Below are 22,418 nucleotides of genomic sequence, written 5' to 3'. Positions count from 1 at the left end.
CCTGGATCTGGCCGGGCTATTTGCCAGTATTCTTGGCACCTGCTCGTTGCTGGAGAGAAGGGGTCTCGCCAAATGCTCGCTTGAGTTCGTGATTGCTTTTCTTCCTGATGATGTATATAGGCAAGCCACCTGGATGTGGGCTTGCCTATATTTTGTCTTGTTGACGATAGAGGTAATGTTTTGATCTCCGAAGTTCGCTGCTTTGCCTGAAAGAAAGCAGCCCTACTTTTTTGGCTTGCTTGTCGGGATATAGCTCTGCAATTTCTGATAGATGAATTGCCCCATCCCGCTTGCCGGCGTGCCTTCATAGTCTGTGACTATCTGCGGGTAGCCACAGGGATCGCCGTTGACAACCCAGGCCCAGGCAACCCAGCCGATATGATGAGCATCAAAGTAAGAGTAGAGCTGATTTAAGTACGTTGAATCGCAATCATATTCACCGTTTTCGGCTGAGATGAGTGGATACTTTCCGCTAAGCTGACCAAACGATGCGTCCCAGGTAGCAGACAGTTTATCGGTATACGGGTAAGGATGTGTATCGTAGACGATATTACTGCCCTTGATAGGATACTTACTAAGCTGGCTCAAATCGTAACCCCAATTCATGCCACTAATGATAATAAGATTATTTGCTCCCGCACTACGGACAGTATCTGCAAGTTTTTGCATGCCTATCCCTGTATAACTGACAGTTCTGGTGCATTTGCACTCGTCAGAATACCCGCTCTCGGAAGTCACCGCGCAGCCTGAGAGCCAGCATGACCACGAGGCAGGATGCGGCTCGTTAAAGATCTCAAAGAGCACATTAGTATAGTTCTTATAGAGCATGGCCATATCGTGCCAGAAAGTGACGCTTGCAGCGTCAGGCAAGGCCCAGGGACCACCCCCCTGAGTCGATTGACCATCGGCTGTTGTCCATTGTAGGTCCAACATAACGTTTAATTTAAGCTCTGTCAGAGTGTTGATTGTCTGATGAAGGAGAGCCCTGTACTGGCTAGCTGTGCAAGGATAGCCAGGAGCTCCATAGAACCAGAAGCTCTCAGAGATGGGAAGGCGCACAGTGTTTGCTCCCCAGTAGGTTCCTCCCGTGGTAGTGTTGTGGCCAGGACCCATATATGCCAGGTGTTCTGCGTCAAAAGGACCTTCCCCTGAGCAGTTATATTCGAGCCCATCGCGTCCGATGCCGTGAAATATATATGGTTTGCCATCTGCTCCAATAATCGTATTTCCCTTTACCTTATAGGGGCCGTTGGCGTGGGCGCTGTATGGCAGGGCCGCCGCAGCATAGGCCAACGGTTTATCAAACATAGCCTGCTTGGCCCACAGCAACCCATTGGCCAGTAAAGCTGCTATCAGAATGATCACCCCAATCGATTTCTTAAAATTTCGCATAGGACCAGCTTCCCTCACTACTTTGATGAGAAATTTTCATTGCTATGCTCAAGTGAATAGCGTCATCTTTGCCTACTTTGAGCACATGCACTAATTCGAGTATTAATCGCATATTGTAGCTAAATCTGGAGATTCTTGCCGGCCAGTTGAAGGTTGGGCCGCTCCGGTGTAAATAGATAGAATTGCATTTATATTGCCTCCTCTAACTTATTGGCCGAAAAATATGCTCTTTATATACTATATTCGGAGCGAAAAAAGTCTTGTATAGGGACTAATAGAAGAGACTTATTGCCAGGATTCCTGAAGAGAAAACATAGTGTGGACTGGGAAGGTGGAGCAGATGCGCTGTGTTTGGCCGTAAACAAAGCAGGAAAGTGGCGCGCTGAAACTTTGTCAGGGTTTCTCCTCGTCAGGCTTATTTTTCACGAGAGGGACGAGATGAATATCTTTGCCAGCAGTGAGGCGCAGCAGACGATTGACCACCGAGCCATAGAGAAGTTCTTCCCATGAGCTGCGGGCCGGCTGACCCAGCACAATCTGGGTGATATGACGTTGCTGGGCAATTTCAGCAAGCGTAATAGCGATATCGCTGCTTTTAACGCGAATGACCTCAGCACCAAGATCTTCGGCAAGCAAGGCGTGCTCTTCCAGGCTACGTTGGGCCTCTTCCCAGTGCTGGCCCGCATGTTTCCCATATTTGAGCAGCCGACTGAAGCTCCGCACGAAGGCAAGATAGCCCTCCGGCTGAATGTAGAGGGCAAACAGATCTGCGTGCAGGCCATGGGCCAGGCGCCAGGCTGCGCGAATAACCTGCCGGCTCTGGGGCCGATGGTCAAAGCCAACGAGAACGCGTTCGCGCGCTGACCAGTTTTGCTGCAGGCCGTGCTCTGTCATATATTGTTCGAGCTGAGATTCTGTTTTTTCTGCGGTACGTCTAAGAGCCAGCTCGCGCAGGGCTGTGAGATTGCCTTCGCGGAAAAAGTTGTTGAGGGCAGCTTCTATGCGCTCGGGAGGATAGATATTGCCGTGCTTCATGCGTTGGCGCAGAGCATATGGCGCGATGTCGATTAATTCTACCTCGTCGGCCTGGTCCAGGATACTGTCAGGCAGCGTCTCGCGTATGCGCACTCCTGTGATACTGGTTACCAGATCGTTCAAACTTTCCAGATGCTGGATATTGAGCGTAGTGACGATGTTAATGCCTGCCGCCAGTAGCTCTTCCACGTCCTGATAGCGTTTAATGTGTCTGGAGCCTGGCACGTTTGTATGGGCCAGCTCATCGACAAGAACTACTTGTGGATGACGTGCCAGGATAGCCTCGGTATCCATCTCTTCAAAAGTTACGCCGCGATAGATAACCTGCTTGCGCGGAATAACTTCGAGATCGCGGAGCTGGGCCATGGTTTGTGGGCGTGCGTGAGTTTCCACATAACCTACGACAACATCGCGTCCGCGCTCCTTGCGGCGATGACCCTCATTGAGCATTGCATACGTCTTGCCAACCCCGGCCGCTGCGCCAAGATAAACGCGCAACCGGCCCCGTCTTGAGGACGGCTGAGCCTGATCTGGAGCGCTCAGCTCCAGATCAGCATCTCTGAGATTATAGTGCTTGAGCAAGGCCTCGGGATCGGGACGTCCCTCTTCGCGCCTGGCATTATCAGCGTTCTGCTCCATATGTTTACCGCTTTAGGGCATCAAGGGCCAGGTTAACATCAAGCACGTTGACGTAGGGCTCACCTAGAATGCCTAGAAATCTACCCTGAATATGATCGTTGACAAGCTGCTGTACTGTGTTCTGGCTTATGCCGCGTTCTTTAGAGATACGGGGCACCTGGAAAAGCGCTGCAGCTACCGAGATATCAGGGTCAAGACCTGAGCCCGAGGCCGTGACGAGATCGACCGGGACCGGAACGCCAGGATTCTCCTTCTGGAGCTCTTTTACCCGCTCCTGGACAGACTTGATCAACGTCGAACTGGTGGGACCAAGGTTGGAGGCCGATGAGTTCTCTGCATTATATGGCTGACTTTTGCTGCCGTCATCTGTGAGCGTAGCAGACGGTCGGCCATGAAAGTAGCGGGGCGATGTCCAGTATTGCCCGATCTGATCAGAGCCGATGACTTTACCATTGACCGTGTGCAAGCTTCCATTTGCCTGGTAAGGGAAGATGAGTTGGGCCAGGCCTGTGACAAGGCCAGGATAGATGAGCCCCGTCGCAATTACCAGGAGCAAGGTCAGAACGATTGCCGGTCGAATGTATGTCTTCATAACGAAGTTCCTTATGGTACCTCTAACTGAGATGCAATGCGAACAATATCAGATCTATAAGTTTGATGCCGATAAACGGGACGATAAGTCCTCCCAGACCATAGATCAGCAAGTTGCGTCGTAGCAAGGTCGCCGCGCCCAGGGCACGATACTTTACCCCTCGCAGGGCCAGCGGGATCAGCACAATGATGATCAGCGCATTAAAGATCACTGCCGATAGAACAGCGCTATGCGGCGTCGCTAATTTCATAATATTCAGGGCATTGAGCTGTGGATAAGCTACCGAGAACATGGCCGGGATGATCGCAAAGTACTTGGCCACATCGTTGGCAATGCTGAAAGTAGTCAGCGAGCCACGCGTCATCAGCAATTGCTTGCCCACCTCTACCACCTCGATAAGCTTGGTAGGGTTGGAATCAAGATCGACCATATTCGCAGCTTCTTTGGCCGCTTGCGTGCCAGTATTCATGGCCATGCCCACATCGGCCTGAGCCAGCGCTGGGGCGTCATTGGTTCCATCACCTGTCATGGCGACCAGGCGTCCACCGGCCTGTTGCTCGCGGATGAGCTTCATCTTCATCTCAGGTGTAGCCTGAGCCAGGAAGTCATCAACGCCGGCTTCCTTAGCAATAGTGGCAGCGGTTAAGGGGTTATCGCCGGTGATCATAATCGTGCGGATACCCATGCGTCGTAGCTGGTCGAAGCGCTCGCGCATGCCACTCTTAACGATATCTTTCAGTTCGATAATGCCAAGCAAGCGTGCGTTCTCTGTATGGCCATTGCTCTGGGCCAGCGTCTCGGCTACAACTAAAGGCGTGCTTCCCGCGCTGGCAATGCTGTCAACTAACTCAGTGACGCGGGCGCTCTTATTTCCGCCACTTTGCTGAACGTAGGTCGTCACGGCATCAGCGGCGCCCTTACGGATCGCATGCACAGTTGTGGCATTGCTAGGATGTAGACCATTAAGATCGACGCCGCTCATGCGGGTCTGCGCCGTAAAGGGAATAAAGGTTGCACCGGCTGGCGTCTCCAGATCCAATCCGTAGCGCTCGCGAGCCAGGGCCACAATCGAGCGCCCTTCGGGAGTCTCGTCGGCCAGGCTTGAGAGCAGGGCCGCGCGCGCAAGCTCTTGCTCGTCCACTCCCTCAAAAGGAATGAAACGACTGGCCATGCGGTTGCCTACTGTGATGGTTCCTGTTTTGTCCAACAGCAGGACATCGACGTCCCCGGCGGCTTCGACAGCGCGTCCGCTCATGGCGAGAACGTTACGCTGCACCATACGGTCCATACCCGCAATACCGATGGCCGAGAGCAAGCCGCCAATCGTCGTGGGGATCAGGCAGACGAGCAGGGCAATCAGTGTAGTGATCGAGACCGGGCTGCCCGAATAGATCGCAAAGGGTTCCAGGGTAATGACGGCCAGCAGAAAGATGATCGTCAGACTTGCCAGCAGAATATTTAAGGCAATCTCGTTTGGCGTCTTCTGGCGGGCGGCGCCTTCGACAAGAGCGATCATGCGATCAAGGAAGGTCTCGCCAGGATTGGCCGTGATACTGACCACAATCCAGTCCGAGAGGACGCGTGTGCCACCCGTCACCGCACTCCTATCGCCACCACTTTCGCGGATCACAGGAGCGGATTCACCGGTGATCGCCGACTCGTCAACTGAAGCAACGCCTTCGACCACTTCGCCATCGCCGGGAATAATGTCACCGGCTTCAACGAGCACCAGGTCGCCCTTGCGCAGCTCTGGAGCCGGGATCTGCTCAAACTTGTCGCGCTGAGCTGCATTTGCCAGGCGCCTGGCTTGCGTGGTTGTGCGTGTGCGGCGCAGCGTATCGGCCTGCGCTTTGCCTCGCCCTTCTGCCATAGCTTCGGCAAAGTTAGCAAAGATGACAGTAAACCAGAGCCAGAGCGTGACGCCCAGAACAAAGAACATCTCGGACGCCGGCCCTGTGATCAGCAGGCGCACAAACTCGATAGTTGTGATGATGCTACCTATCTCGACCACGAACATGACAGGATTCTTGAGCTGCCAGCGTGGATCGAGCTTTTTCAATGAATCGAGAATCGCCCGCCGTACGATAGGTCCATTGAAGATCGAGCTGCCAGCCTTGCGGCGTGTTTTCCACTGGCGTGTTTGTAACGGTTGCGAGCTCATTTTTAGAACACCTTCCCTGCTAGCATTAACAAGTGCTCAACGATTGGCCCCAGTGAATACGCGGGGAAGTAGGTTAGCGCACCAACAATGAGTATGACCCCGGCCAGCAAGGTAACAAACAATGGGCCTGTGGTGGGGAAGGTCCCTGCACTCGCCGGCACGATTCTCTTTTTGGCCAGCGAGCCTGCCAGCGCCATAACAGGAACGACAAAGGCGAAACGACCGATAAGCATAGCGAAACCGACTGTCCAGTTATAGAACGGGGTGTTAGCGCTTAATCCCCCGAAGGCTGATCCATTATTGCCTGTGCCGGATGTATAGGCATAGAGCATCTCAGAAAGGCCATGTGGGCCCGCATTGAGAATAGAGCTTGTGCCCATTTGCAGGACACTGGCGATAGCTGTGAAGCCGAGAATTGAGGCTGGTAAGATGAGAATTGCCAGTGCTGCCATTTTCATCTCTTTTTGTTCGATCTTCTTGCCTAGATATTCTGGCGTGCGCCCGACCATCAGGCCGGCGATAAACACGGCAAGAATAGCAAAGACCAGGATGCCGTAGAGGCCAGAGCCAACGCCACCAAAGATGACTTCACCCAGCGCTATATTAGCCATTGGGATAAGGCCACCCAGAGGGGTATAGCTATCAAGGAAACTATTGACGGCACCACAGGATGCGTCGGTGGTGACTACCGCAAAGAGGGCCGACTGTGTAATGCCAAAGCGCACCTCTTTGCCCTCCATGTTGCCGCCAGCTTGATAAGCGCTGATTGCCTGGTCGGCGCCGACATGGCTCAAGAGTGGATTGCCGGCCTGCTCGGAGGGGAGCGCGACCGCGACACCCAGCGCAAAGAGCAGGGCCATTGCTGCCCAGATTGTCCAACCCTGTTTGATGTTGCCTACCATCTTTCCAAAGGTGTAGACCAGAGCAGCCGGAATGGCAAAGATAGCAAGCATTTCCAGCATATTAGTGATCACATTGGGATTCTCAAACGGATGCGCTGAGTTGGCGTTGAAGAAGCCGCCGCCGTTGGTACCAAATTCCTTGATGAATTCTTGTGAGGCCACCGGCCCCTGAGCAATCACCTGAGTCGTTCCTTCAAGCGTATGGACAACAGTATAGGGATTGAAGTTCTGCACAACTCCCTGCGAGACCAGAACCAGGGCCCCTATTATCGAGAAGGGCAGCAGGATGTAAAGGGTACAACGGGTGATATCGACCCAGAAATTACCCAGCTCCTGCACGCTTCGCCGGGATAGGGCCCGAATCAAGGCTACAGCCAGACAGATGCCGGTTGCCCCGGAGACGAAGTTGTGGAAAGCCAGCCCGGCCATCTGGGTAAGATAGCTCATGGTCTGTTCTCCACCATAGGCTTGCCAGTTCGTATTCGTCGTGAAACTGGCGGCCGTATTAAAGGCAAGTTGCGGCTCGACCGGGCCAAAGCCCTGTGGATTAAAAGGGAGCCATTGCTGGGTTCGCTGCAGGGCGAAGAGCAATAGCATACCGGCGGCACTGAAGGCCAGCATGGCAATCGTGTACGTCGTCCATTTTTGTTCTTGCTCAGCATCAACGCCCGCCAGGCGGTAAAACACGCGCTCGACGGGGGTAAAAATGGGCGAGAGCCAGGTGCGTTCACCTGCCATAACTTTTTGAATATAGAGACCGAGCGGCTTCGTAATCAGAAGCAGCACAATCAGAAAAAAAAGCACCTGCACGACACTGTTGACCGTTACAGGCATAGTTCTCACCTCAATCTCAGTATGACAAACTAGCTTCTTTACGTCCAGACGCATCCAGCACCTGATAACAGCTTGTCTGGACGTAGAGTTAAAATTTCTCTGGCGCTAAAAGCGCAAAAACGAGATAGATGATAATGGCAAGGGCGACAATGCCAACCAGGATGTATTCCAGTGGCGTATTCATCTCTGTCTCCTATAAGTTGTCGCAGGCGCGCGCAAAGAATGCGCATATGAGAAAGAAGCCTATGGTTGCGACAATGACAATGAAGTCAAGCATTGTTTCTCCTCAGAGAGCTCTATGCATATCAGGATAGATAGAACCAGCCTTTTCTTGCTTATAGAGGGCGGCCTCTGCGGCGAGGCGCAGTAAAGCCTCCATTGGAAAGGGCTTGGGCAGGTATGCCAGAGGGTGAAATTCTGCCAGGCGATTCGGGCTCACGCGTACAGCTGATAAGATCACTACTGGCAAGGTGTTGTTAAGATTGCCATCTTTCAGCGGGCGAATATAGCCCTCATGTCTGGCAACTCGCAATACGTCCCAGCCTGTCTGATCCGGGAGATTGATGTCCAGCACGATAAGATCGAAATTCCTGGAGCGTAAATGTTCCAGGGCCGTGTGTACATCCTCAGCCGTAGAGACTTGATAATCGCGTGCGCAAAGATTGCGTTTCGTGAGCTCACGTAGCGTTTCGTCGTCTTCGACTAGCAGAATATTTGCTTCCGGCATAACTTTTTAGCCTCTCTCGTAGTGATAGCTCCGTTGGCTCGGTTCTATCTCTCCTCTCGACACATGAGTAGCATAAGATTACTTCGCTCAATGTGCTATAAGAGGAGGGAAATGAATGCTAAAAAAATGCTCAAGATTTGGTGAGTTACACGGCCCGTCGCTCGATGCTTAATCTTCGGAGTGGAAACGATAGCCGACGCCGGGAATCGTCTGGATAAAGCGAGGGTGAGCTGGATCGGGCTCAATTTTGCGCCGTAGCTGGCCAATATATACATGTAGATAATGCGATTCTGTGCCGTAGCCCGTTCCCCATACCTGCGAAAGCAGCATATGGCGGGTCATAATTTTACCGCTGTTCGTGACGAGTGCCTTGAGCAGGTCATATTCTGTCGGCGTAAGCTTAACCTCCTGGCCATTGACCTGTACTGATCGCTGCGCCAGATCAATACGTAATGGACCTGCCGTAAAAGCAGCATCAGTGCCAGCCTGAGTGGGCGCGATATGGCGCAGAGCAACCCGAATACGGGCTAATACTTCATCCATCCCAAAGGGCTTGGATACATAGTCATCGGCTCCAAGGTCGAGGGCCTGCACTTTATCGCGCTCTTTATCTTTAACCGAGAGTACAATAATGGGTAAATTTGATTGTGTCCTTACCCGTTTGCAAACTTCCAGCCCGCTGATACCCGGCAAGCCCAGATCGAGCAGGACCAGATCTGGACGATAGTGCGAGATGGCTTCCAGAGCTTCCTCACCGCTTTCCGCAGTATATACCTCATAGCTATGCGCGCTAAGGCTGCGCTGTAGTGCGCGCATAATCTCAATCTCGTCATCGACAACCAGAATACGAGCTCCACCTTTACTCATGTGGGACCTCCTCTGTCTTTTTTAGTGGTAATGTGAAATGAAAAATAGCGCCCCCATCTTTGCGATTTTCGGCCCATATCTGCCCGCCATGAGCTTCAATCAGCCCTTTGCATACAGCCAGGCCCAGACCCGAGCCTTTGGCGCGGGCTGTCGGTCCATGATTGACGTGTACACGGTAAAATTTGTCGAAGATCCGCTCAAGATCTGCCTGAGCCAGGCCTGGACCACGATCGGCCACACTGACCAGCACTCGTTCTGCATTTGCCTCGATCTCTATGTCAATGGGAGATCCCTCGGGTGTATAGCGTAACACGTTCTCGATGAGGTTAGTGACAACCTGCTCTATTTCTAAATAGTCTAGCTCTACTGGCGGCAAGTCAGCCGGCAGGACAGTATGCACTTCTCGCCCCTGCAACATGGGCTGCATGCGTCCCAGGACGTCGTGGATTAATTCATCAATAGGATACCATTCTTTTTCGGGTTTAAGCGCTCCCCCCTCTATACGCGACATATCAAGGAGATTCTCTACCAGGCGATTGAGGCGGTCTGCTTCATGCTCAATGGCCATGGCGAAACTACGGCGCTCTTCCTCGCTCCACTGCACATCCTGCTGTAACAGACTGCTGGCAGCGGCTTTGATCGATGAGAGCGGTGTGCGTAGGTCGTGGGAGACTGAAGAAAGCAGCGCGGCCCGTAGAGCATCAGTCTGGCGCAATAGCTCAACCTGCAGGCTTTCTTGTCTCAAGCGCGCGCGCTCAATTATAGAGACAGCTTGATCGAGAAATGTCCAGAAGAAAGCTATCTGGGGGTTGGGCTGTTCCGGCTCAACTCCCAGGGTGTTAGATACATGAATATGGCGAAGATCGTCTTCAAGAGAGAGATAGAGGACGCCCACGACTTTCTGGCTTGTTTTGAGTGGTAGCATACGGATATAGCGCCGTAAAGGCTGTTGGGCCGCCGTATCGCGCACGATTGCGCGGGGGAGAACCCTGGCGTTTTTTGCTGTTTCAGTGAGACATCATAGAGCTCTGTGGCTTTGCCCTGGGCCATAACCCAGGTGGCGGTTGCCTGCTCATCGCTGGAAATCTGGAGCTGATCGATTGGCTGGACCGCGCTAGCCTGCAGCTTCAGTTTCCCTCGCTCGTCTGGGAGAAGAATCGCGCAATCCTGCACGCCCCAGGAGGTGAAGACATCGACGATAGAGCAGGCAACAATATGGAGGAGCCGCTGAGGATCTTCTTCTATATTCGTTGCTCTCACCAACTCGTAGAGGATGCGCGTCTCGCGTTCCTTGCGATTAGCTTCCGCCGCGCGTTGTCGTAGAGCCGCCGCTAACTGGCCAGTAATGATAGCAACGGCTAAAAAGAAAAACAGCGCCAACCACTCTTCAATAGTCCCTACCGAAAAGGTAAATAGCGGAGGTACAAGGAAGAAGTCGAAGGAGAAAAAGGCTACAATTGAAGCTAGAATTGCCGCATAGAGTCCTCTTGTGCTGGCCAGCGCAAGCACGATAAGCAGATAGGCAAATGAGATATTGGGTATGAATGGATAGAGCCGTAAGCCGCGAATAATCCCCGTAATCAGTAATGAGCCAACTACTGCCAGCAGGCTGTCATTGAGGTAGCGTTGCCATCTGGCCTCCCGCCTGACCTCTAATGGCGGTAGGTGATCCGTCGAAAGCATACCAGGTTTTCCCCTTCAGCGCAGGATAAATCTCACATAAGTATTTGCAATAGATATTAGTCTATCCTTGCTATTTTCTCACATTCGTCCACTCTGCGGTATATTTTATTTGCTGATTCTAGCATTGTAGCAAAGCCTGCTTGATCATTGTTACGGATCAAAGAGAGCGTAGGTTGTGGCCTGGATCTGTCAATGAGAACATATCTATTGAGGGCTGCCTTGCGGGTATGAGGAAAGGCGCTGGCAGGAGAACAGCTTTCCGAGCCGCTGTCTCTTGCCAACACCTTCTCTACCTATGCCTGATAGATGTACTGACCGGATCTGCCTCTTTGCTCTATTGGGGCTTGTCTCCCTGATCCCACCACAAACTCATCCTTGCCGTGACGCCGCCGTCTACATAAAGTATCTGTCCTGTAATAAAATCGGCAGCATCCGAGACTAGAAAAGTGACGGCTGAGGCGACATCTTCAGGACGCCCTGTACGGCCCCAGGGCGATAACGTATCGCCAAAATCGGCGGTATAATTGGGAATGTCAAAATAGCGGGGAACCTCGATAACGCCGGGACCAATGGCATTTACCCGAATGCGTTGTGGGGCCAGCTCGATAGCAAGCTCACGGGTAAAGGCATTGATTGCCCCTTTTGTGGCCGCGTAAACAGAGTGGCGCGTGAAGCCAGCATAACCATGCACAGAGGTAATATTGATGATATTACCTCCACCACGCTTGAGCATATGGGGTACGGCCTGTTGAGCGCAAAAGAAATAACCGCGCATGTTGAGATTAAATACGTCGTTATAGGTCTCTTCGTTGATATTGAGAAAATTATCGGCGCGCGTTACGCCAGCGTTATTGACGAGAATATCCAGTCCACCGAAGGTCTGAACCGTGGTGTCTATCAGATGCTGGCATTCGCTTACATGATGCAGATCGCTTTTTAAAGCTGCAGCATTACCCCCCAGGCGTTTGATTTCCTCAACTGTCTCTTGCGCTTGCTGCTCGCTGTGGGCGTAGTTAATCATAACGGCTGCTCCTTGTTGCGCTAAGGCCAGAGCAATACCTTTGCCGATACCAATACCCGCCCCTGTTACGACTGCTACACGTCCAGAAAGAGTGCCCATGAAAATGTCCTCCTTGCTCGATTGCGGGATCTGTGATTTGAGAAGTACTTTGCCTTGTGTTGTCACTGCGCTGAGGAACGTCAGTGCTAAGTTCAGTATATCATCAAGCAGAGGAGCAGTGTATGCATGCTGGTCTGGCTGCTCCTCTGTGAGGAAGAAATGGGCCAGGGAGGATCAAGCTGGCCGTCAGGCCAGAGCGCCTATTTTAGCTGTGTTTTGTGAACGTTAAAAAGGGCCCTGGTCTGGCTCCTGGGGCTGCTAGGCTTACGCCTTGCGCCTTCTGTCTTCTACCCGCCTGGCTTTTAGCTCGAAACGCGGCAGGATTCCCAGCTCAACGGATTCTATGGGCACGCGCAAATTAAAGGCTATGTGTAATTCTTCCTGAATACGGCCTGTAAGTTCGCTCGGGCATTCTACCTGAAGAGCGATCTCGTCGAGCGCACCATTTTTTGTGACGATAATTCGGTACTCGCTGACTTCGGGAAAGCGGTGCAAGACATCGGCGATCGCGGATGGATAGACATTGGTGCCTTTAACTATGAGCATATCATCGGCTCTGCCCAGAACTCCTCCAGGCAAATGCAGATAGCTGCGCCCGCAGCCGCATGTATACCCACCGTTGCGCACGATATCGCCGGTGCGGTAACGTATGGCCGGATAGCCCCAGCGGCCCAGGTTGGTCAAAACCAGTTCGCCGAGCTCGCCTTCCTGAACTGCCTGGTTGGTGTGTGGATCGATGATCTCGGCGATAAACTCGCTCTCGTTAACGTGCAGGCCTTGTTGCTGGGAGCAAGTAAAGCCATAGGCGCCCATTTCGCTCATTCCGGCGTGATCATAAGTGCGAGCTCCCCAACCTCGTTCGATGCGCTCGCGGGTGGCAGGAATGGAAGCGCCAGGCTCGCCGGCATGAAGCGTTACGCGTATTGTTGATGAGGGTAGATCTATGCCATGTTCCTGGGCCACTTCAGCCAGGCGCAATGCATAGCTGGGAGTGCAGACCAGTACAGTGGCTCTGGTTTCCTGAATAATGTGTAAACGTTGTAAGGAATCCATGCCGCCGCCCGGCACGGTAAGGGCCCCCAGATGTTTAGAGCCTTCGTGGGCAGCCCAGAAGCCAATAAAGGGACCAAAATTAAAGGCAATAAAGATAACATCCTTGCTGCTGACTCCGGCCGCACGGTAAATGCTGGCCCAGCACTCAGCCCACCAGTCCCAGCTCTCGCGCGTATCGAGTATCTTTAAAGGTTTTCCGGTGGTACCAGAAGTCTGATGCTGACAAATATATTCTTCGGGTAAATAAGTAAGATTGCTGCCAAAAGGAGGATGGGCAGCCTGATCGGCTAGTAGTTCACGCTTGTTCGTGAAGGGAAGCTGTGAAAAATCCTCAAGACTATTGAGGGCTGTAGCTGTGTGCTCTAATTTGCTTTGATAGAAGCGGTTCTGGGGAAATATGCGTGAAAACCCTTGCTGGAGCCTTGATAATTGGTGCGCAACGATATCGGAACGAGAAGCTGTTTCCAGTTGAGACATAGGGAGGTCGCCCCTTTCTGGTTACTATGTTGCATATATAGCTTCTTGCGTTTATGCAGGTAGCTTATTTATGCATATTCACATTGCCTCTTTTACTTCTGGGAAGGTTGCTTTTTAAGCTGCTGATAATGGCGGATGGAGCGTGAGCGATTCAAACACTCCAGGCTACACCACTGCCGCGTCCCGCTTTTAGTGGTATCATAGAAAAACAAGATACAGCGCTCATTCTTGCATTTATGCAATCTCTGCCTCTCCCCCTCTGTCAAAAGCTGAAAAGCAGACAGGACAATGGGCAGCAGAATTCTTCCCTTTTGCTGGTCATGCGTGCGATAGACGACAATAATCGTTCCCCGTGTGGTTTGCTGCAACGATTGATATCCCAGGGAAAGGATCTGGTTGAGGGCCTCCAGATCTTCTAAGGTTGCAGCCTGTGCTTCGATCAGGTGGGTGAACAGCGTTCGTAATGTCTGCCGAAGCTTTTTTACCTCCTCTAATAACTCCGGTGTCCAGGAGATTGCCAGCTCTTCGCCTTCTACATGCACATGCTCAGGGTGGTGGACGAGTGCTTCCTGCCACCAGTGAGATAAAGTATCCGGTGACGAGAGCACATCACGTTTTTTCCCGCGCACGATCATCTCTGTATTCACCAGATCCAGAGCGAGCGAGCCGCTCAGAAAAAGAGCATAGCCAGCTTTCCCCCTGGTTTTTTCTTCACTCACTGCTCCCTCTTCAAGCATAGTGACACTCCTTCCTTTGGGTAGCAAATTCCCTCGCAGCCAATTGTACAATGCTAAGGAGCTATTGACAAGTATATTTCTCGCGGCTGGCTTATACAAGTCAAGCATACAATTTGACCTGTATAGAAATGTTATTAAAGAACGCAAGCTATGAAAGAGCTACCCATCTTGAAGAGAAGAGGACATGAGCGTGCAAACACTGTTGAAACCGTCCTTCACAAGAGAAACGGCTTTTCTCAAAGTCAAAGCAGCCGAGGATGCCTGGAACAGGCGCTCAGCGATCTTAAATCAGACGTTAAATACTAAAATGGTGAGGGTGTGACGCCATTGTCAACACCCTCTCGTCGCTCAAACAGAAGATTGAGCCTGCTTAGCTGGAGTCCATAAGCGCTTAAGGAAAATGCTCCTTGATTGCTTATGGAGCGCGCATGATTATGGTGTAATCTGTTCGAGCGCACGGCGGATATATATAGGTGTAACTTGCTTACGATAGTTGATAGTCAGGTCGGCATTATGCAATGGCTTGGCGCGTTTAGTGGCTGCCGTGGCGACTGCTTCGAGGAGCTCATGGCTAAGTTTGTGGCCGATAAGCAGCTGAGCCGCATCTTGTGCATCTACAGGGTGGGAAGCTACAGCCCCCAGAACGAGACGCGCCTGTGCAATGGTCTGGTCCTCATTGAAACGTAGGGCAGCTGCAACACCAAGGATGGGGAAGTCAAACGATCCGCGTCTGCGTAGCTTCAGATAACTGCTGTGCCAGCCAGCCGCCGGGGGCAAGAGCACCTCGGCAAGCACCTCGTCTGCCGATTTCGTAAAGGGCTGCATGCCGTCGTCACGGAAGAGATCGAGGGCGGCTATGACGCGTTCTCCCTGCGAGCTGACCAGGCGTAAGCGCGCATCAAGGCTGACCAGGACTGGCGCTGTATCTGCCGAAGAGATAGCCCAGCAGCGTGGACTGCCAGGGGCCACGAGGCAGATATCCCCGTCTTTTTTCATGCAATAGCCGATAGAGTTGCGCCAGAATTCGGTCTGATCGTAATAGTTGCAGCGCGTATCCAGCAGAAGATTGCCTCCGATAGTCCCGGCATTGCGTAGCTGGGGTGTCGAGACAGATTCGGCGGCCGTTGCCAGCGCCGAATAGTGCGCTTGAATAATTGGGTGCGCTGCTACTGCACTGAGGGTAGCGCCAGCGCCTATGCGTAGCCCCACTTCGGCCGAACCTTTGATGTGCTTGAGCTCAGCGATCTCGCGCAAGCTAATGAGCACCCGAGGCGTAAATTGGCGCCGTTTCATCTTGGGATACAGATCTGTGCCACCTGCGACAAACATAGCTGGCTCATTCTGACTCGCCATAAGCTCAGAGGCTTCAGTCAGTCCGCGAGGAGCCAGGTAACGGAATGGGGGAAGTCGTAACATCAGGCAACACCGCCTTTCTCTGGCACACGCACGACAGTACCGTTTGTGCCATTGGTTTCGATCTGCAACATTTCTTCAGGCGGCGTCCAGGTAATCAGGCGAGTTGGCCAGGGAGATGGCGCCTTAATTGGAGGCACCTGCGGGCGAACTGCGCGTGTACTGCTAGCATCTTTGAGCGCCTGTAAGATCTTATCTGGCGTAATTGGAGTTGCATCGATGCGCACGCCAACGGCAGCAAAGACAGCATTGGCAATGGCCGGTATCACAGGATTGAGCGGTCCCTGACCTGCCTCCTTGCCCCCGAAAGGACCTTCATTGTCCGGCTCTTCAACAAGAATAGTCTCGATCTCGGGCGTATCGAGCGTTGTGGCAAGCTTATAGTCTAGCAGCGACGGAATCTTATGCAGCCCCTTGCGGAAGACCTGTTGCTCCATCACGGCCTCGCCATAGCCCATATAGGCTCCGCCCTCGACCTGTCCGGCGACGAGCAAGGGATTGATAGATTGGCCAATGTCGTGAGCCAACCACAGCTTTTCAACCACTAATTCGCCGGTTTCTACATCGACGGCCACCTGGGCCACACATGTGGAGTATGAGTAAGCCGGGGAGGGTCCCACACCGGCGCCTTTGTAGTCGCCATGAATGCCTTCAGGGGGCGTATAGGAGCCGGCGGATACCAGGGCCCCGAAGCGAGCTTCGGCCAGCTGTACGACTTTGACAAAGGGCAGCGAGACGCCGGGATCGCGCTCATCATAGATATGATTGTCAGCAGCTTCCAGGTGCTCAACCGGCACTTTCAGGCGCTCAGCGGCTACCGTGAGGAGCTGCTCCCTTAGCTTGCGGGCGGCAGCGATGGCCGCATTGCCAGCCATAAAGGTTACGCGGCTGGAATAGGAACCAAGATCGACAGGTGTCAGCGTTGTATCAGCAGTCTCAAGGTGGATGTGCTCAGGCTGGATGCCCAATTCTTCAGCCACGATATAGGCCAGTACCGAGGTTGAGCCCTGTCCAATGTCGGTCGAGCCGCAGTAGACGGTAACGCCACCGCCGCGATCGAGCCTGATTTGGACCGCCGAGTGTGGCATATCGTTCCAGTAAATGGGCTTGCCGGCGCCACAGATGTAGGATGACGCGGCCAGGCCCAATCCTCGCCTGATTGGACTGCTTTGTCCATTGAGGTTGCTGGCTTGTTTGCTACGTTTTTCTTTCCAGCCCGAACGCTCGACAACCTCTTTGAGGCATTTATCAAGAGCACAGCTGGTAACGCGCAAGCCATTTACCGTACGCGTGTAGGGCTCGATCAGATTATGCTGGCGAAACTCCACGGGATCGAGGCCCAGATCATGAGCGATTTTATCGAGGTGGACCTCGACGGCAAAGCGGGGCTGGGTTGTGCCGTGGCCGCGCTTTGGGCCGCAGGGCGGCTTGTTAGTGAAGATGCGCATGCCCTCGAATTTATAGCAGGGCAGCTTATAGGTAACTGTTTGGAGCGCGCCCGTATAATAGGTTGTCGCCACACCATAGGAGCCATAGGCGCCGCCGTCAAGAAACGAGCGGAAATGCATAGCGGTAAGGGTGCCGTCCTTCTTCACGCCTGTCTTGATCCACATTTTTACCGGATGGCGTCCGCGGTGCGTAAGGAAGACTTCTTCGCGCGTACAGCTAATCTTGACAGGGCGGCCGGTGCGGCGTGAGAGCTCACAGGCGCAGATTTCATGCGAAAATGGATCTGATTTGCCGCCAAAGCCGCCGCCTATATTAGGAGCAATAATGCGCACATGCGATTGCGGGAGCTTGAGCACTTTGCTCACTTCGCGATGCACGTAATGGGGAGTCTGGGTAGATGACCAGAGCGTAAGCTTTCCGCCCACAGGATCGCTGGGATTAGGTTCCCAGCTTGCCACACAGGCATGCTCTTCTATAGGGGCATGATTATTGCCTTCATAGAAAAGCCAGTCTTCTCTAATATAGTCGGCTTCGGCGAAACCAGCTTCCATGTCGCCGAACTCGTAGGAGACGCTTTTATGGATATTGCCTATACGCGCCTCATCATTGATCTTGACATCTGGATGGGCCAGGGCTTCCTCAATACTCATTAAAGCCGGAAGCACCTCATATTCTACATGGATCAGCTTGATGGCCTCGTCAAGAGTCTCCGGATCAAGTGCAGCAATCGCGGCCACCGGATCGCCTACATAGCGTACCTTATCGATAGCCAGCGCATACTCATCCTGGCTTGAGGGCAGGATGCCAAATTTTTGCGGTAAGTCCTCACCTGTAATGATCGCTACGACGCCCGGTAGATCCAGCGCACGATGAGTGTCTATCGAAATAATACGTGCGTGAGGATGCGGAGAGCGCAGCAGTCGTCCGTAGAGCATGCGCGGTAGCATGATATCATCAGCATAGAGTGCGCGGCCTGTGACCTTGCCATAAGCATCAACCTTTGGACGAGGCGTACCAACGACATGATATGCGCGCGTCTTTGTGGCTTGCTCGTTCATGCTTATCTCCTCTCTTTTTTCCGTTGTGCCGCTGCTTCAACCGCCTCATAGATTTTCGTATAGCCGGTACAGCGACAGAGATTGCCGGCCAGAGCCTCTTTCATTTGCTCGCGCGTTGGCTCGGGATGGGTCTCTAACAAAGCCGCGCCTGAAAGAAGCATCCCAGGCGTGCAATAGCCGCACTGAGCAGCGCCTAGCTCGGCAAAGGTTTCTTGCAAAGGGTGAAGCTGGCCATTGTGCTCTAACCCTTCAATCGTCGTGATCTTGCTATTAAGAACTTCCAGCGGTAAGGTGAGGCATGAGAGCACGGGTGTGCCATCAATTAATACTGTGCAGGCACCACATTCGCCTAATTCGCAGCCGTGCTTGGTTCCGATCAGTCCCAGATCTTCGCGTAGAACCTCAAGCAGCGTATGATGGGGCAATACGGCGACCTCTTTGCGCTCGCCATTAACATGCAGAGTGATAAGCTGGCGCATACAGTTCTCCTCCGGTCAGATTGACCAACGTAATTATGGAAAATCTTTGGCACCATTAGCGCTCTATCTTTTGCTCGCAAGGCTGCTCAGGGGCTAACCGGAGCACGGTGCATTCTGTGCCTTGCCAGATTTGTTCGCTATGAAGAACAAATTGTTCGCTATGTAGATAGTATATGCTGTAAGAATTCAGCCTGTCAAGGGCTGCATATTGCAGTTGCTAGCTTCTCTTGACGCTAAATTGGTCAATGTGCTATAACTGTAGCACAGACTAATTCTATTGTAACTATATATGTTGTTTTATTGCGGGAGCTTGGGAAAGCCAGGCTGAGAGGGCGGCCTATGGATCGCCGCCGACCGATGGAACCTGCTTCTGGATAATGCCAGCGTAGGGAGTCGTTCCTTGCTACTCACTTTGATAGAAGAAATTTGTAGACCTGGGTAAGCGTGCTCCACAGCTATCTGTGGCGCGCTTCATTGAGAAATAGTTCCTGGGCGAGATGTAAGACATAGTGAGAGCAGGAATTTACGCGAGATTCTAAGGGACGCTGGTTTGCGCTAGCGTCCCTTTCCTATATTTCCACTCCTGTCAGTATGGACCAGAACATTGAGCAAAAGGTGCCAGAAACGGGAAATATCGGCAATCCAGAATGGTAGTGCACAGGCTACCTGTTGAAGGAGGAGATATTCGTTATGAGTCATACTGAGAACTCGTCTGCCGCTATACGGTCCGGGACTGATAGTCCCAGTTTGAGCGAACGTTTGCGGCAAAGCGTTCTGGGTCTCTGGCAGAGGCAGTTGCTGCACCCTTTCGTGGTAGCTTTAGGCGATGGCTCGTTACCACAGGCTAATTTTGAATTCTACATTCGTCAAGATGCACGCTTCCTTGACGTGCTGATCCAGGTTTTTGCCTACGCGATCACGAAAACTACCGAGCATAGCGATATGGAGCAACTGGGAAAGTATGTCTTGCAGACGTTGCTTGTCGAAGCTGATCTGCATCGCCGTTATGGTGAGCGCTTCGGCCTTAGCGCCAGTGAGATGGCCAACACACCGCTGGCGCCTTCGAACTATGCCTATACGCGCCATCTGCTCTCGATCGCCACAACGGGAACCCTACCTGAAGTGCTTACTTCAACGCTGCCCTGTGCCTGGCTTTACGCTGATGTGGGGCGTCACCTGGTGGGCGATAGCACCCTGACTGCCGATCATCCCTATGCCGACTGGCTAGCAACTTATGCCTCGCCCGATTTTGATGCCGTAGAGATCTGGATTCGTGGCTGGCTGGATGAGCATGCGGCTACCATCGATGCTCAGCAGGAGAGGCGCTTGCAAGAAATCTTTACAATCAGTACGCGTTATGAATGGATGTTCTGGGATATGGCCTGGAAATTGGAGGTTTGGCCGTCATGATGAGTAGGAGAGGAGACGAAGAGGGAAACAGACGAGTTTCTCCGCGAGCCCTGACGATTGCCGGCTCAGATTCGGGGGCCGGTGCAGGAATTCAGGCCGACCTGAAGACGTTTGCGGCGCTGGAAGTCTATGGTCTCTCGGCTATAACAGCGATTACGGCGCAGAATACTCGGAGCGTGTATGCTGCCTATGAGCTGCCTGTTGAGCTGATAGAAGCGCAGATCGATGCAGTACTTGAAGATATTGGCGCCGACGCGGCGAAGACAGGCATGCTTGCAAGTCCGCAGATTATAGAAGCTGTTGCTGGAAGAGTGCGTAAGTGGAACTTGCGTCTTGTAGTTGATCCGGTCATGCGCGCTAAAAGCGGCGATGCTCTCTTGCAGTCCGACGCTGTGCAGGCGCTTCGCTCACAGCTACTTCCGCTGGCTGAGGTGATTACGCCTAATCTTCCCGAAGCTGAGATATTAGTTGGCGGGCCTATAGATACCTTAGAGGATATGCGCGAGGCTGCGCGCCGTATTCATGCTCTGGGGGTGCAGCATGTCGTCGTGAAGGGCGGTCATAGCAGCGGCGAGCCCATTGATGTGTACTTTGATGGTCAGCAGTTTGTCGAATTGCGCTCGCAGCGTATCAAGACTGCGCATACACATGGGACCGGCTGTACGTTCTCAGCTGCGATTACTGCACTATTAGCGCGTGGCTTACCGGTTGAAAAAGCCGTGGCCGGAGCGAAACGCTATATAACTGAGGCCATACGCCAGGCGCCAGGTATAGGGCATGGGCACGGCCCTGTCGAGCATTTCTGGCAATGGCGCCAATTAGCAACTTCTACTGATGCTGGTAGCGAGGGTCTGATAGGCGCGAGCTAAACGGGGCCAAAGGAGATAGAGGAGATGGAACAGACTACTATGCCGTATAGCGTGGATTTACTGCTGCGTATTCGTGAGCGCAAACCCTTGATCCACCATATCACCAATGCCGTCGTGATGAACGATACTGCCAATATCACCCTGGCCATCGGCGCCTTGCCGGTGATGGCGCATGCGCTAGAGGAGGTTGAGGAGATGGTCAGCCTGGCGAGTGCCCTGGTGTTGAATATTGGGACATTAACGCCTGCCCAGGTTGAGGCGATGTTGCGGGCGGGCAAACGGGCCAACGCGCGAGGCATCCCTATCGTGCTGGACCCGGTAGGAGCGGGGGCCACCCGTTTGAGAACGGAAGCAGCGCACAGATTACTGGCTGAATTGAGGATTGCCGTAGTACGCGGTAATGCTGCCGAGATTGGGGCCTTGATCGGCGTCTCAGGCGAAACTCGTGGGGTAGAATCTATCTCTGTCGCTGAGAAGCATGAGGCGATTGCTCGTCGGGCGGCAACTGAGCTGCGCTGCGTTGTAGCGATTACAGGGGTACAGGACATTGTTACGGATGGTATACGCCAGGCACTGATAGATAATGGTCATCCCTGGTTAGCGAGTATTACTGGTAGTGGTTGTATGGCCACTAGCCTGGTCGGTGCTTTTCTAGCTGTTGAGCCCGACGCCTTTACTGCTGCAACGGCAGCTCTTGTCGCGATGGGACTGGCTGGCGAGCTTGCCGCTCCTCGTGCTGGAGGACCGGGGACGTTTCGCTCCCATTTGCTGGATGCGGTGGCCAACCTGGATACCAGTAAGCTGATTCAGGGTCAGAAAGTGAGTATAGCATAGTGTTGCACTCGTCTATACAGAGGGAAGCGCTTGTCCCGCGTTTGCAGCTTCACGTCTTGACGGATCGGGATTGGTCGCGCGGTCGGGATATGCTGACAGTTGCGGAAGCGGCCATTGAGGGAGGCGCTACAGTTATCCAATTGCGTGACAAGGTAGCCAGTACGCGTAAGCTGGTCGAAGAAGGGTTGGTCTTGCGTGAGCTAACGCGTCGGCGAGGCGTTTTGCTGATCGTGAACGATCGCATTGACGTGGCTCTGGCCGTTGACGCCGATGGCGCGCATGTGGGGCAGGATGATATGCCTGCTCATCTCGCTCGGCGCCTTCTGGGTCCAGAGCGTATACTTGGCGTCTCTGCTGGCAATCTAGAGGAAGCTCGCGCTGCCGTTGAGGCTGGGGCCGATTATCTTGGCATCGGGCCAATCTATCCTACGCGCGGTAAGCTAGATGCAGGAGTGCCGGTGGGAACGCAGTTTGTGCTTGGGCTAAAGTTGCGCTATGCTACTCCGCTGGTGGCGATTGGTGGTATTACAGCAGAGAATGCGGGGGAAGTTATACAGGCAGGTGCGGCGGGTATCGCTGTTATTACGGCTGTTGTTAACGCTGAAGACATTGCTGCGGCGGCCCGTAAGCTTGCGACAGCCTCTTCAAGCAAAGTGGAGAAAGGGGAATGAACGTTATCCTGCCTCA

General features: G+C 53.1%; 22 protein-coding genes. 5 read left to right on the top strand and 17 right to left on the bottom strand.

The window, feature by feature from the left end:
- Positions 1 to 222 precede the first annotated feature (222 nt).
- The 13 genes from EPA93_RS18435 to EPA93_RS18375 all read right to left on the bottom strand — a co-directional run bounded on the left by EPA93_RS18435 (position 223) and on the right by EPA93_RS18375 (position 14,219).
- Entirely contained in the window at positions 223 to 1,392 is a 1,170-nt protein-coding gene (locus tag EPA93_RS18435; RefSeq protein WP_129888915.1) for a glycoside hydrolase family 5 protein, read from the bottom strand.
- 393 nt (positions 1,393 to 1,785) lie between these two features.
- Positions 1,786 to 3,066, bottom strand: coding sequence for a sensor protein KdpD (locus EPA93_RS18430; RefSeq protein ID WP_129888914.1), 1,281 nt, complete (start codon positions 3,064 to 3,066; stop codon positions 1,786 to 1,788).
- A gap of 4 nt (positions 3,067 to 3,070) precedes the next feature.
- The gene (gene kdpC / locus EPA93_RS18425; protein WP_129888913.1) at positions 3,071 to 3,658 is read right to left on the bottom strand and encodes a potassium-transporting ATPase subunit KdpC; all 588 of its coding nucleotides are present in this window, start codon (positions 3,656 to 3,658) and stop codon (positions 3,071 to 3,073) included.
- Between the two features lie 22 nt (positions 3,659 to 3,680).
- The gene (kdpB, locus tag EPA93_RS18420; protein WP_129888912.1) at positions 3,681 to 5,819 is read right to left on the bottom strand and encodes a potassium-transporting ATPase subunit KdpB; all 2,139 of its coding nucleotides are present in this window, start codon (positions 5,817 to 5,819) and stop codon (positions 3,681 to 3,683) included.
- 2 nt (positions 5,820 to 5,821) lie between these two features.
- Complete coding sequence (kdpA, locus tag EPA93_RS18415) at positions 5,822 to 7,555, bottom strand: potassium-transporting ATPase subunit KdpA (RefSeq protein ID WP_129888911.1); 1,734 nt, start codon at positions 7,553 to 7,555, stop codon at positions 5,822 to 5,824.
- An 88-nt stretch (positions 7,556 to 7,643) separates the two neighbouring features.
- Positions 7,644 to 7,739 carry a potassium-transporting ATPase subunit F gene (locus EPA93_RS18410; protein WP_129888910.1) on the bottom strand — a complete coding sequence of 32 codons (96 nt, stop codon included), beginning with the start codon at positions 7,737 to 7,739 and terminating at the stop codon, positions 7,644 to 7,646.
- A 102-nt stretch (positions 7,740 to 7,841) separates the two neighbouring features.
- Positions 7,842 to 8,282 carry a response regulator gene (locus EPA93_RS18405; RefSeq protein ID WP_129888909.1) on the bottom strand — a complete coding sequence of 147 codons (441 nt, stop codon included), beginning with the start codon at positions 8,280 to 8,282 and terminating at the stop codon, positions 7,842 to 7,844.
- 168 nt (positions 8,283 to 8,450) lie between these two features.
- A complete protein-coding gene (locus EPA93_RS18400; RefSeq protein WP_129888908.1) occupies positions 8,451 to 9,149 on the bottom strand; it encodes a response regulator transcription factor in 699 nt (232 codons plus the stop codon).
- Complete coding sequence (locus tag EPA93_RS18395) at positions 9,142 to 10,044, bottom strand: sensor histidine kinase (protein WP_242527510.1); 903 nt, start codon at positions 10,042 to 10,044, stop codon at positions 9,142 to 9,144. Before EPA93_RS18395 ends, EPA93_RS18400 begins: the two co-directional genes overlap by 8 nt.
- Entirely contained in the window at positions 9,948 to 10,832 is an 885-nt protein-coding gene (locus tag EPA93_RS49855; protein ID WP_129888906.1) for a DUF4118 domain-containing protein, read from the bottom strand. Before EPA93_RS49855 ends, EPA93_RS18395 begins: the two co-directional genes overlap by 97 nt.
- A 334-nt stretch (positions 10,833 to 11,166) precedes the next feature.
- Positions 11,167 to 11,952: an SDR family NAD(P)-dependent oxidoreductase gene (locus EPA93_RS18385; protein ID WP_129888905.1), complete on the bottom strand. Its 786-nt coding sequence runs from the start codon at positions 11,950 to 11,952 to the stop codon at positions 11,167 to 11,169.
- A 264-nt stretch (positions 11,953 to 12,216) separates the two neighbouring features.
- Entirely contained in the window at positions 12,217 to 13,482 is a 1,266-nt protein-coding gene (locus EPA93_RS18380; RefSeq protein ID WP_129888904.1) for a phenylacetate--CoA ligase family protein, read from the bottom strand.
- A gap of 92 nt (positions 13,483 to 13,574) precedes the next feature.
- Positions 13,575 to 14,219, bottom strand: coding sequence for a CGNR zinc finger domain-containing protein (locus tag EPA93_RS18375; RefSeq protein WP_165423231.1), 645 nt, complete (start codon positions 14,217 to 14,219; stop codon positions 13,575 to 13,577).
- Between the two features lie 184 nt (positions 14,220 to 14,403).
- On the opposite strand from EPA93_RS18375, the gene EPA93_RS18370 reads away from it, so the two are divergent.
- On the top strand, positions 14,404 to 14,541 hold the full coding sequence (locus EPA93_RS18370; protein ID WP_165423230.1) for a DUF1348 family protein: 138 nt from the start codon (positions 14,404 to 14,406) through the stop codon (positions 14,539 to 14,541).
- Between the two features lie 110 nt (positions 14,542 to 14,651).
- Here the strand turns inward: EPA93_RS18370 and EPA93_RS18365 are convergent, their stop codons facing one another.
- The 4 genes from EPA93_RS18365 to EPA93_RS48495 all read right to left on the bottom strand — a co-directional run bounded on the left by EPA93_RS18365 (position 14,652) and on the right by EPA93_RS48495 (position 19,317).
- A complete protein-coding gene (locus tag EPA93_RS18365; protein ID WP_129888902.1) occupies positions 14,652 to 15,635 on the bottom strand; it encodes an FAD binding domain-containing protein in 984 nt (327 codons plus the stop codon).
- The gene (locus EPA93_RS18360; protein ID WP_129888901.1) at positions 15,635 to 18,139 is read right to left on the bottom strand and encodes a xanthine dehydrogenase family protein molybdopterin-binding subunit; all 2,505 of its coding nucleotides are present in this window, start codon (positions 18,137 to 18,139) and stop codon (positions 15,635 to 15,637) included. Before EPA93_RS18360 ends, EPA93_RS18365 begins: the two co-directional genes overlap by 1 nt.
- Before the next feature lie 2 nt (positions 18,140 to 18,141).
- The gene (locus EPA93_RS18355; protein WP_129888900.1) at positions 18,142 to 18,618 is read right to left on the bottom strand and encodes a (2Fe-2S)-binding protein; all 477 of its coding nucleotides are present in this window, start codon (positions 18,616 to 18,618) and stop codon (positions 18,142 to 18,144) included.
- A gap of 555 nt (positions 18,619 to 19,173) precedes the next feature.
- Complete coding sequence (locus EPA93_RS48495; RefSeq protein WP_165423229.1) at positions 19,174 to 19,317, bottom strand: hypothetical protein; 144 nt, start codon at positions 19,315 to 19,317, stop codon at positions 19,174 to 19,176.
- Here EPA93_RS48495 and tenA point away from each other — a divergent pair.
- From tenA to thiE, 4 genes are read left to right on the top strand one after another with little or no spacing between them, the layout of a single operon-like run.
- Positions 19,309 to 20,028 carry a thiaminase II gene (gene tenA / locus EPA93_RS18350; protein ID WP_129888899.1) on the top strand — a complete coding sequence of 240 codons (720 nt, stop codon included), beginning with the start codon at positions 19,309 to 19,311 and terminating at the stop codon, positions 20,026 to 20,028. The genes EPA93_RS48495 and tenA overlap by 9 nt on opposite strands.
- On the top strand, positions 20,025 to 20,897 hold the full coding sequence (thiD, locus tag EPA93_RS18345; protein ID WP_242527439.1) for a bifunctional hydroxymethylpyrimidine kinase/phosphomethylpyrimidine kinase: 873 nt from the start codon (positions 20,025 to 20,027) through the stop codon (positions 20,895 to 20,897). Before tenA ends, thiD begins: the two co-directional genes overlap by 4 nt.
- Positions 20,898 to 20,921: 24 nt before the next feature.
- Entirely contained in the window at positions 20,922 to 21,731 is an 810-nt protein-coding gene (gene thiM, locus EPA93_RS18340) for a hydroxyethylthiazole kinase (protein WP_129888898.1), read from the top strand.
- 2 nt (positions 21,732 to 21,733) lie between these two features.
- Entirely contained in the window at positions 21,734 to 22,402 is a 669-nt protein-coding gene (gene thiE / locus EPA93_RS18335) for a thiamine phosphate synthase (protein ID WP_422877893.1), read from the top strand.
- Positions 22,403 to 22,418: the final 16 nt, after the last annotated feature.

The organism is Ktedonosporobacter rubrisoli (genome assembly GCF_004208415.1).
Taxonomy (GTDB): domain Bacteria; phylum Chloroflexota; class Ktedonobacteria; order Ktedonobacterales; family Ktedonobacteraceae; genus Ktedonosporobacter; species Ktedonosporobacter rubrisoli.
The sequence above is the reverse complement of the archived record's forward strand: the minus strand, read 5'-3'. Positions and strand labels throughout refer to the sequence as shown.

What these genes read in the sequence shown, in the direction of transcription:
- EPA93_RS18435 (WP_129888915.1), bottom strand. Translation starts at nt 1,392, where the DNA reads ATGCGAAATTTTAAGAAATCGATTGGGGTGATCATTCTGATAGCAGCT.
- EPA93_RS18430 (WP_129888914.1), bottom strand. Translation starts at nt 3,066, where the DNA reads ATGGAGCAGAACGCTGATAATGCCAGGCGCGAAGAGGGACGTCCCGAT.
- kdpC (WP_129888913.1), bottom strand. Translation starts at nt 3,658, where the DNA reads ATGAAGACATACATTCGACCGGCAATCGTTCTGACCTTGCTCCTGGTA.
- kdpB (WP_129888912.1), bottom strand. Translation starts at nt 5,819, where the DNA reads ATGAGCTCGCAACCGTTACAAACACGCCAGTGGAAAACACGCCGCAAG.
- kdpA (WP_129888911.1), bottom strand. Translation starts at nt 7,555, where the DNA reads ATGCCTGTAACGGTCAACAGTGTCGTGCAGGTGCTTTTTTTTCTGATT.
- EPA93_RS18410 (WP_129888910.1), bottom strand. Translation starts at nt 7,739, where the DNA reads ATGAATACGCCACTGGAATACATCCTGGTTGGCATTGTCGCCCTTGCC.
- EPA93_RS18405 (WP_129888909.1), bottom strand. Translation starts at nt 8,282, where the DNA reads ATGCCGGAAGCAAATATTCTGCTAGTCGAAGACGACGAAACGCTACGT.
- EPA93_RS18400 (WP_129888908.1), bottom strand. Translation starts at nt 9,149, where the DNA reads ATGAGTAAAGGTGGAGCTCGTATTCTGGTTGTCGATGACGAGATTGAG.
- EPA93_RS49855 (WP_129888906.1), bottom strand. Translation starts at nt 10,832, where the DNA reads ATGCTTTCGACGGATCACCTACCGCCATTAGAGGTCAGGCGGGAGGCC.
- EPA93_RS18385 (WP_129888905.1), bottom strand. Translation starts at nt 11,952, where the DNA reads ATGGGCACTCTTTCTGGACGTGTAGCAGTCGTAACAGGGGCGGGTATT.
- EPA93_RS18380 (WP_129888904.1), bottom strand. Translation starts at nt 13,482, where the DNA reads ATGTCTCAACTGGAAACAGCTTCTCGTTCCGATATCGTTGCGCACCAA.
- EPA93_RS18375 (WP_165423231.1), bottom strand. Translation starts at nt 14,219, where the DNA reads ATGCTTGAAGAGGGAGCAGTGAGTGAAGAAAAAACCAGGGGGAAAGCT.
- EPA93_RS18370 (WP_165423230.1), top strand. Translation starts at nt 14,404, where the DNA reads ATGAGCGTGCAAACACTGTTGAAACCGTCCTTCACAAGAGAAACGGCT.
- EPA93_RS18365 (WP_129888902.1), bottom strand. Translation starts at nt 15,635, where the DNA reads ATGTTACGACTTCCCCCATTCCGTTACCTGGCTCCTCGCGGACTGACT.
- EPA93_RS18360 (WP_129888901.1), bottom strand. Translation starts at nt 18,139, where the DNA reads ATGAACGAGCAAGCCACAAAGACGCGCGCATATCATGTCGTTGGTACG.
- EPA93_RS18355 (WP_129888900.1), bottom strand. Translation starts at nt 18,618, where the DNA reads ATGCGCCAGCTTATCACTCTGCATGTTAATGGCGAGCGCAAAGAGGTC.
- tenA (WP_129888899.1), top strand. Translation starts at nt 19,309, where the DNA reads ATGAGTCATACTGAGAACTCGTCTGCCGCTATACGGTCCGGGACTGAT.
- EPA93_RS48495 (WP_165423229.1), bottom strand. Translation starts at nt 19,317, where the DNA reads ATGACTCATAACGAATATCTCCTCCTTCAACAGGTAGCCTGTGCACTA.
- thiD (WP_242527439.1), top strand. Translation starts at nt 20,025, where the DNA reads ATGATGAGTAGGAGAGGAGACGAAGAGGGAAACAGACGAGTTTCTCCG.
- thiM (WP_129888898.1), top strand. Translation starts at nt 20,922, where the DNA reads ATGGAACAGACTACTATGCCGTATAGCGTGGATTTACTGCTGCGTATT.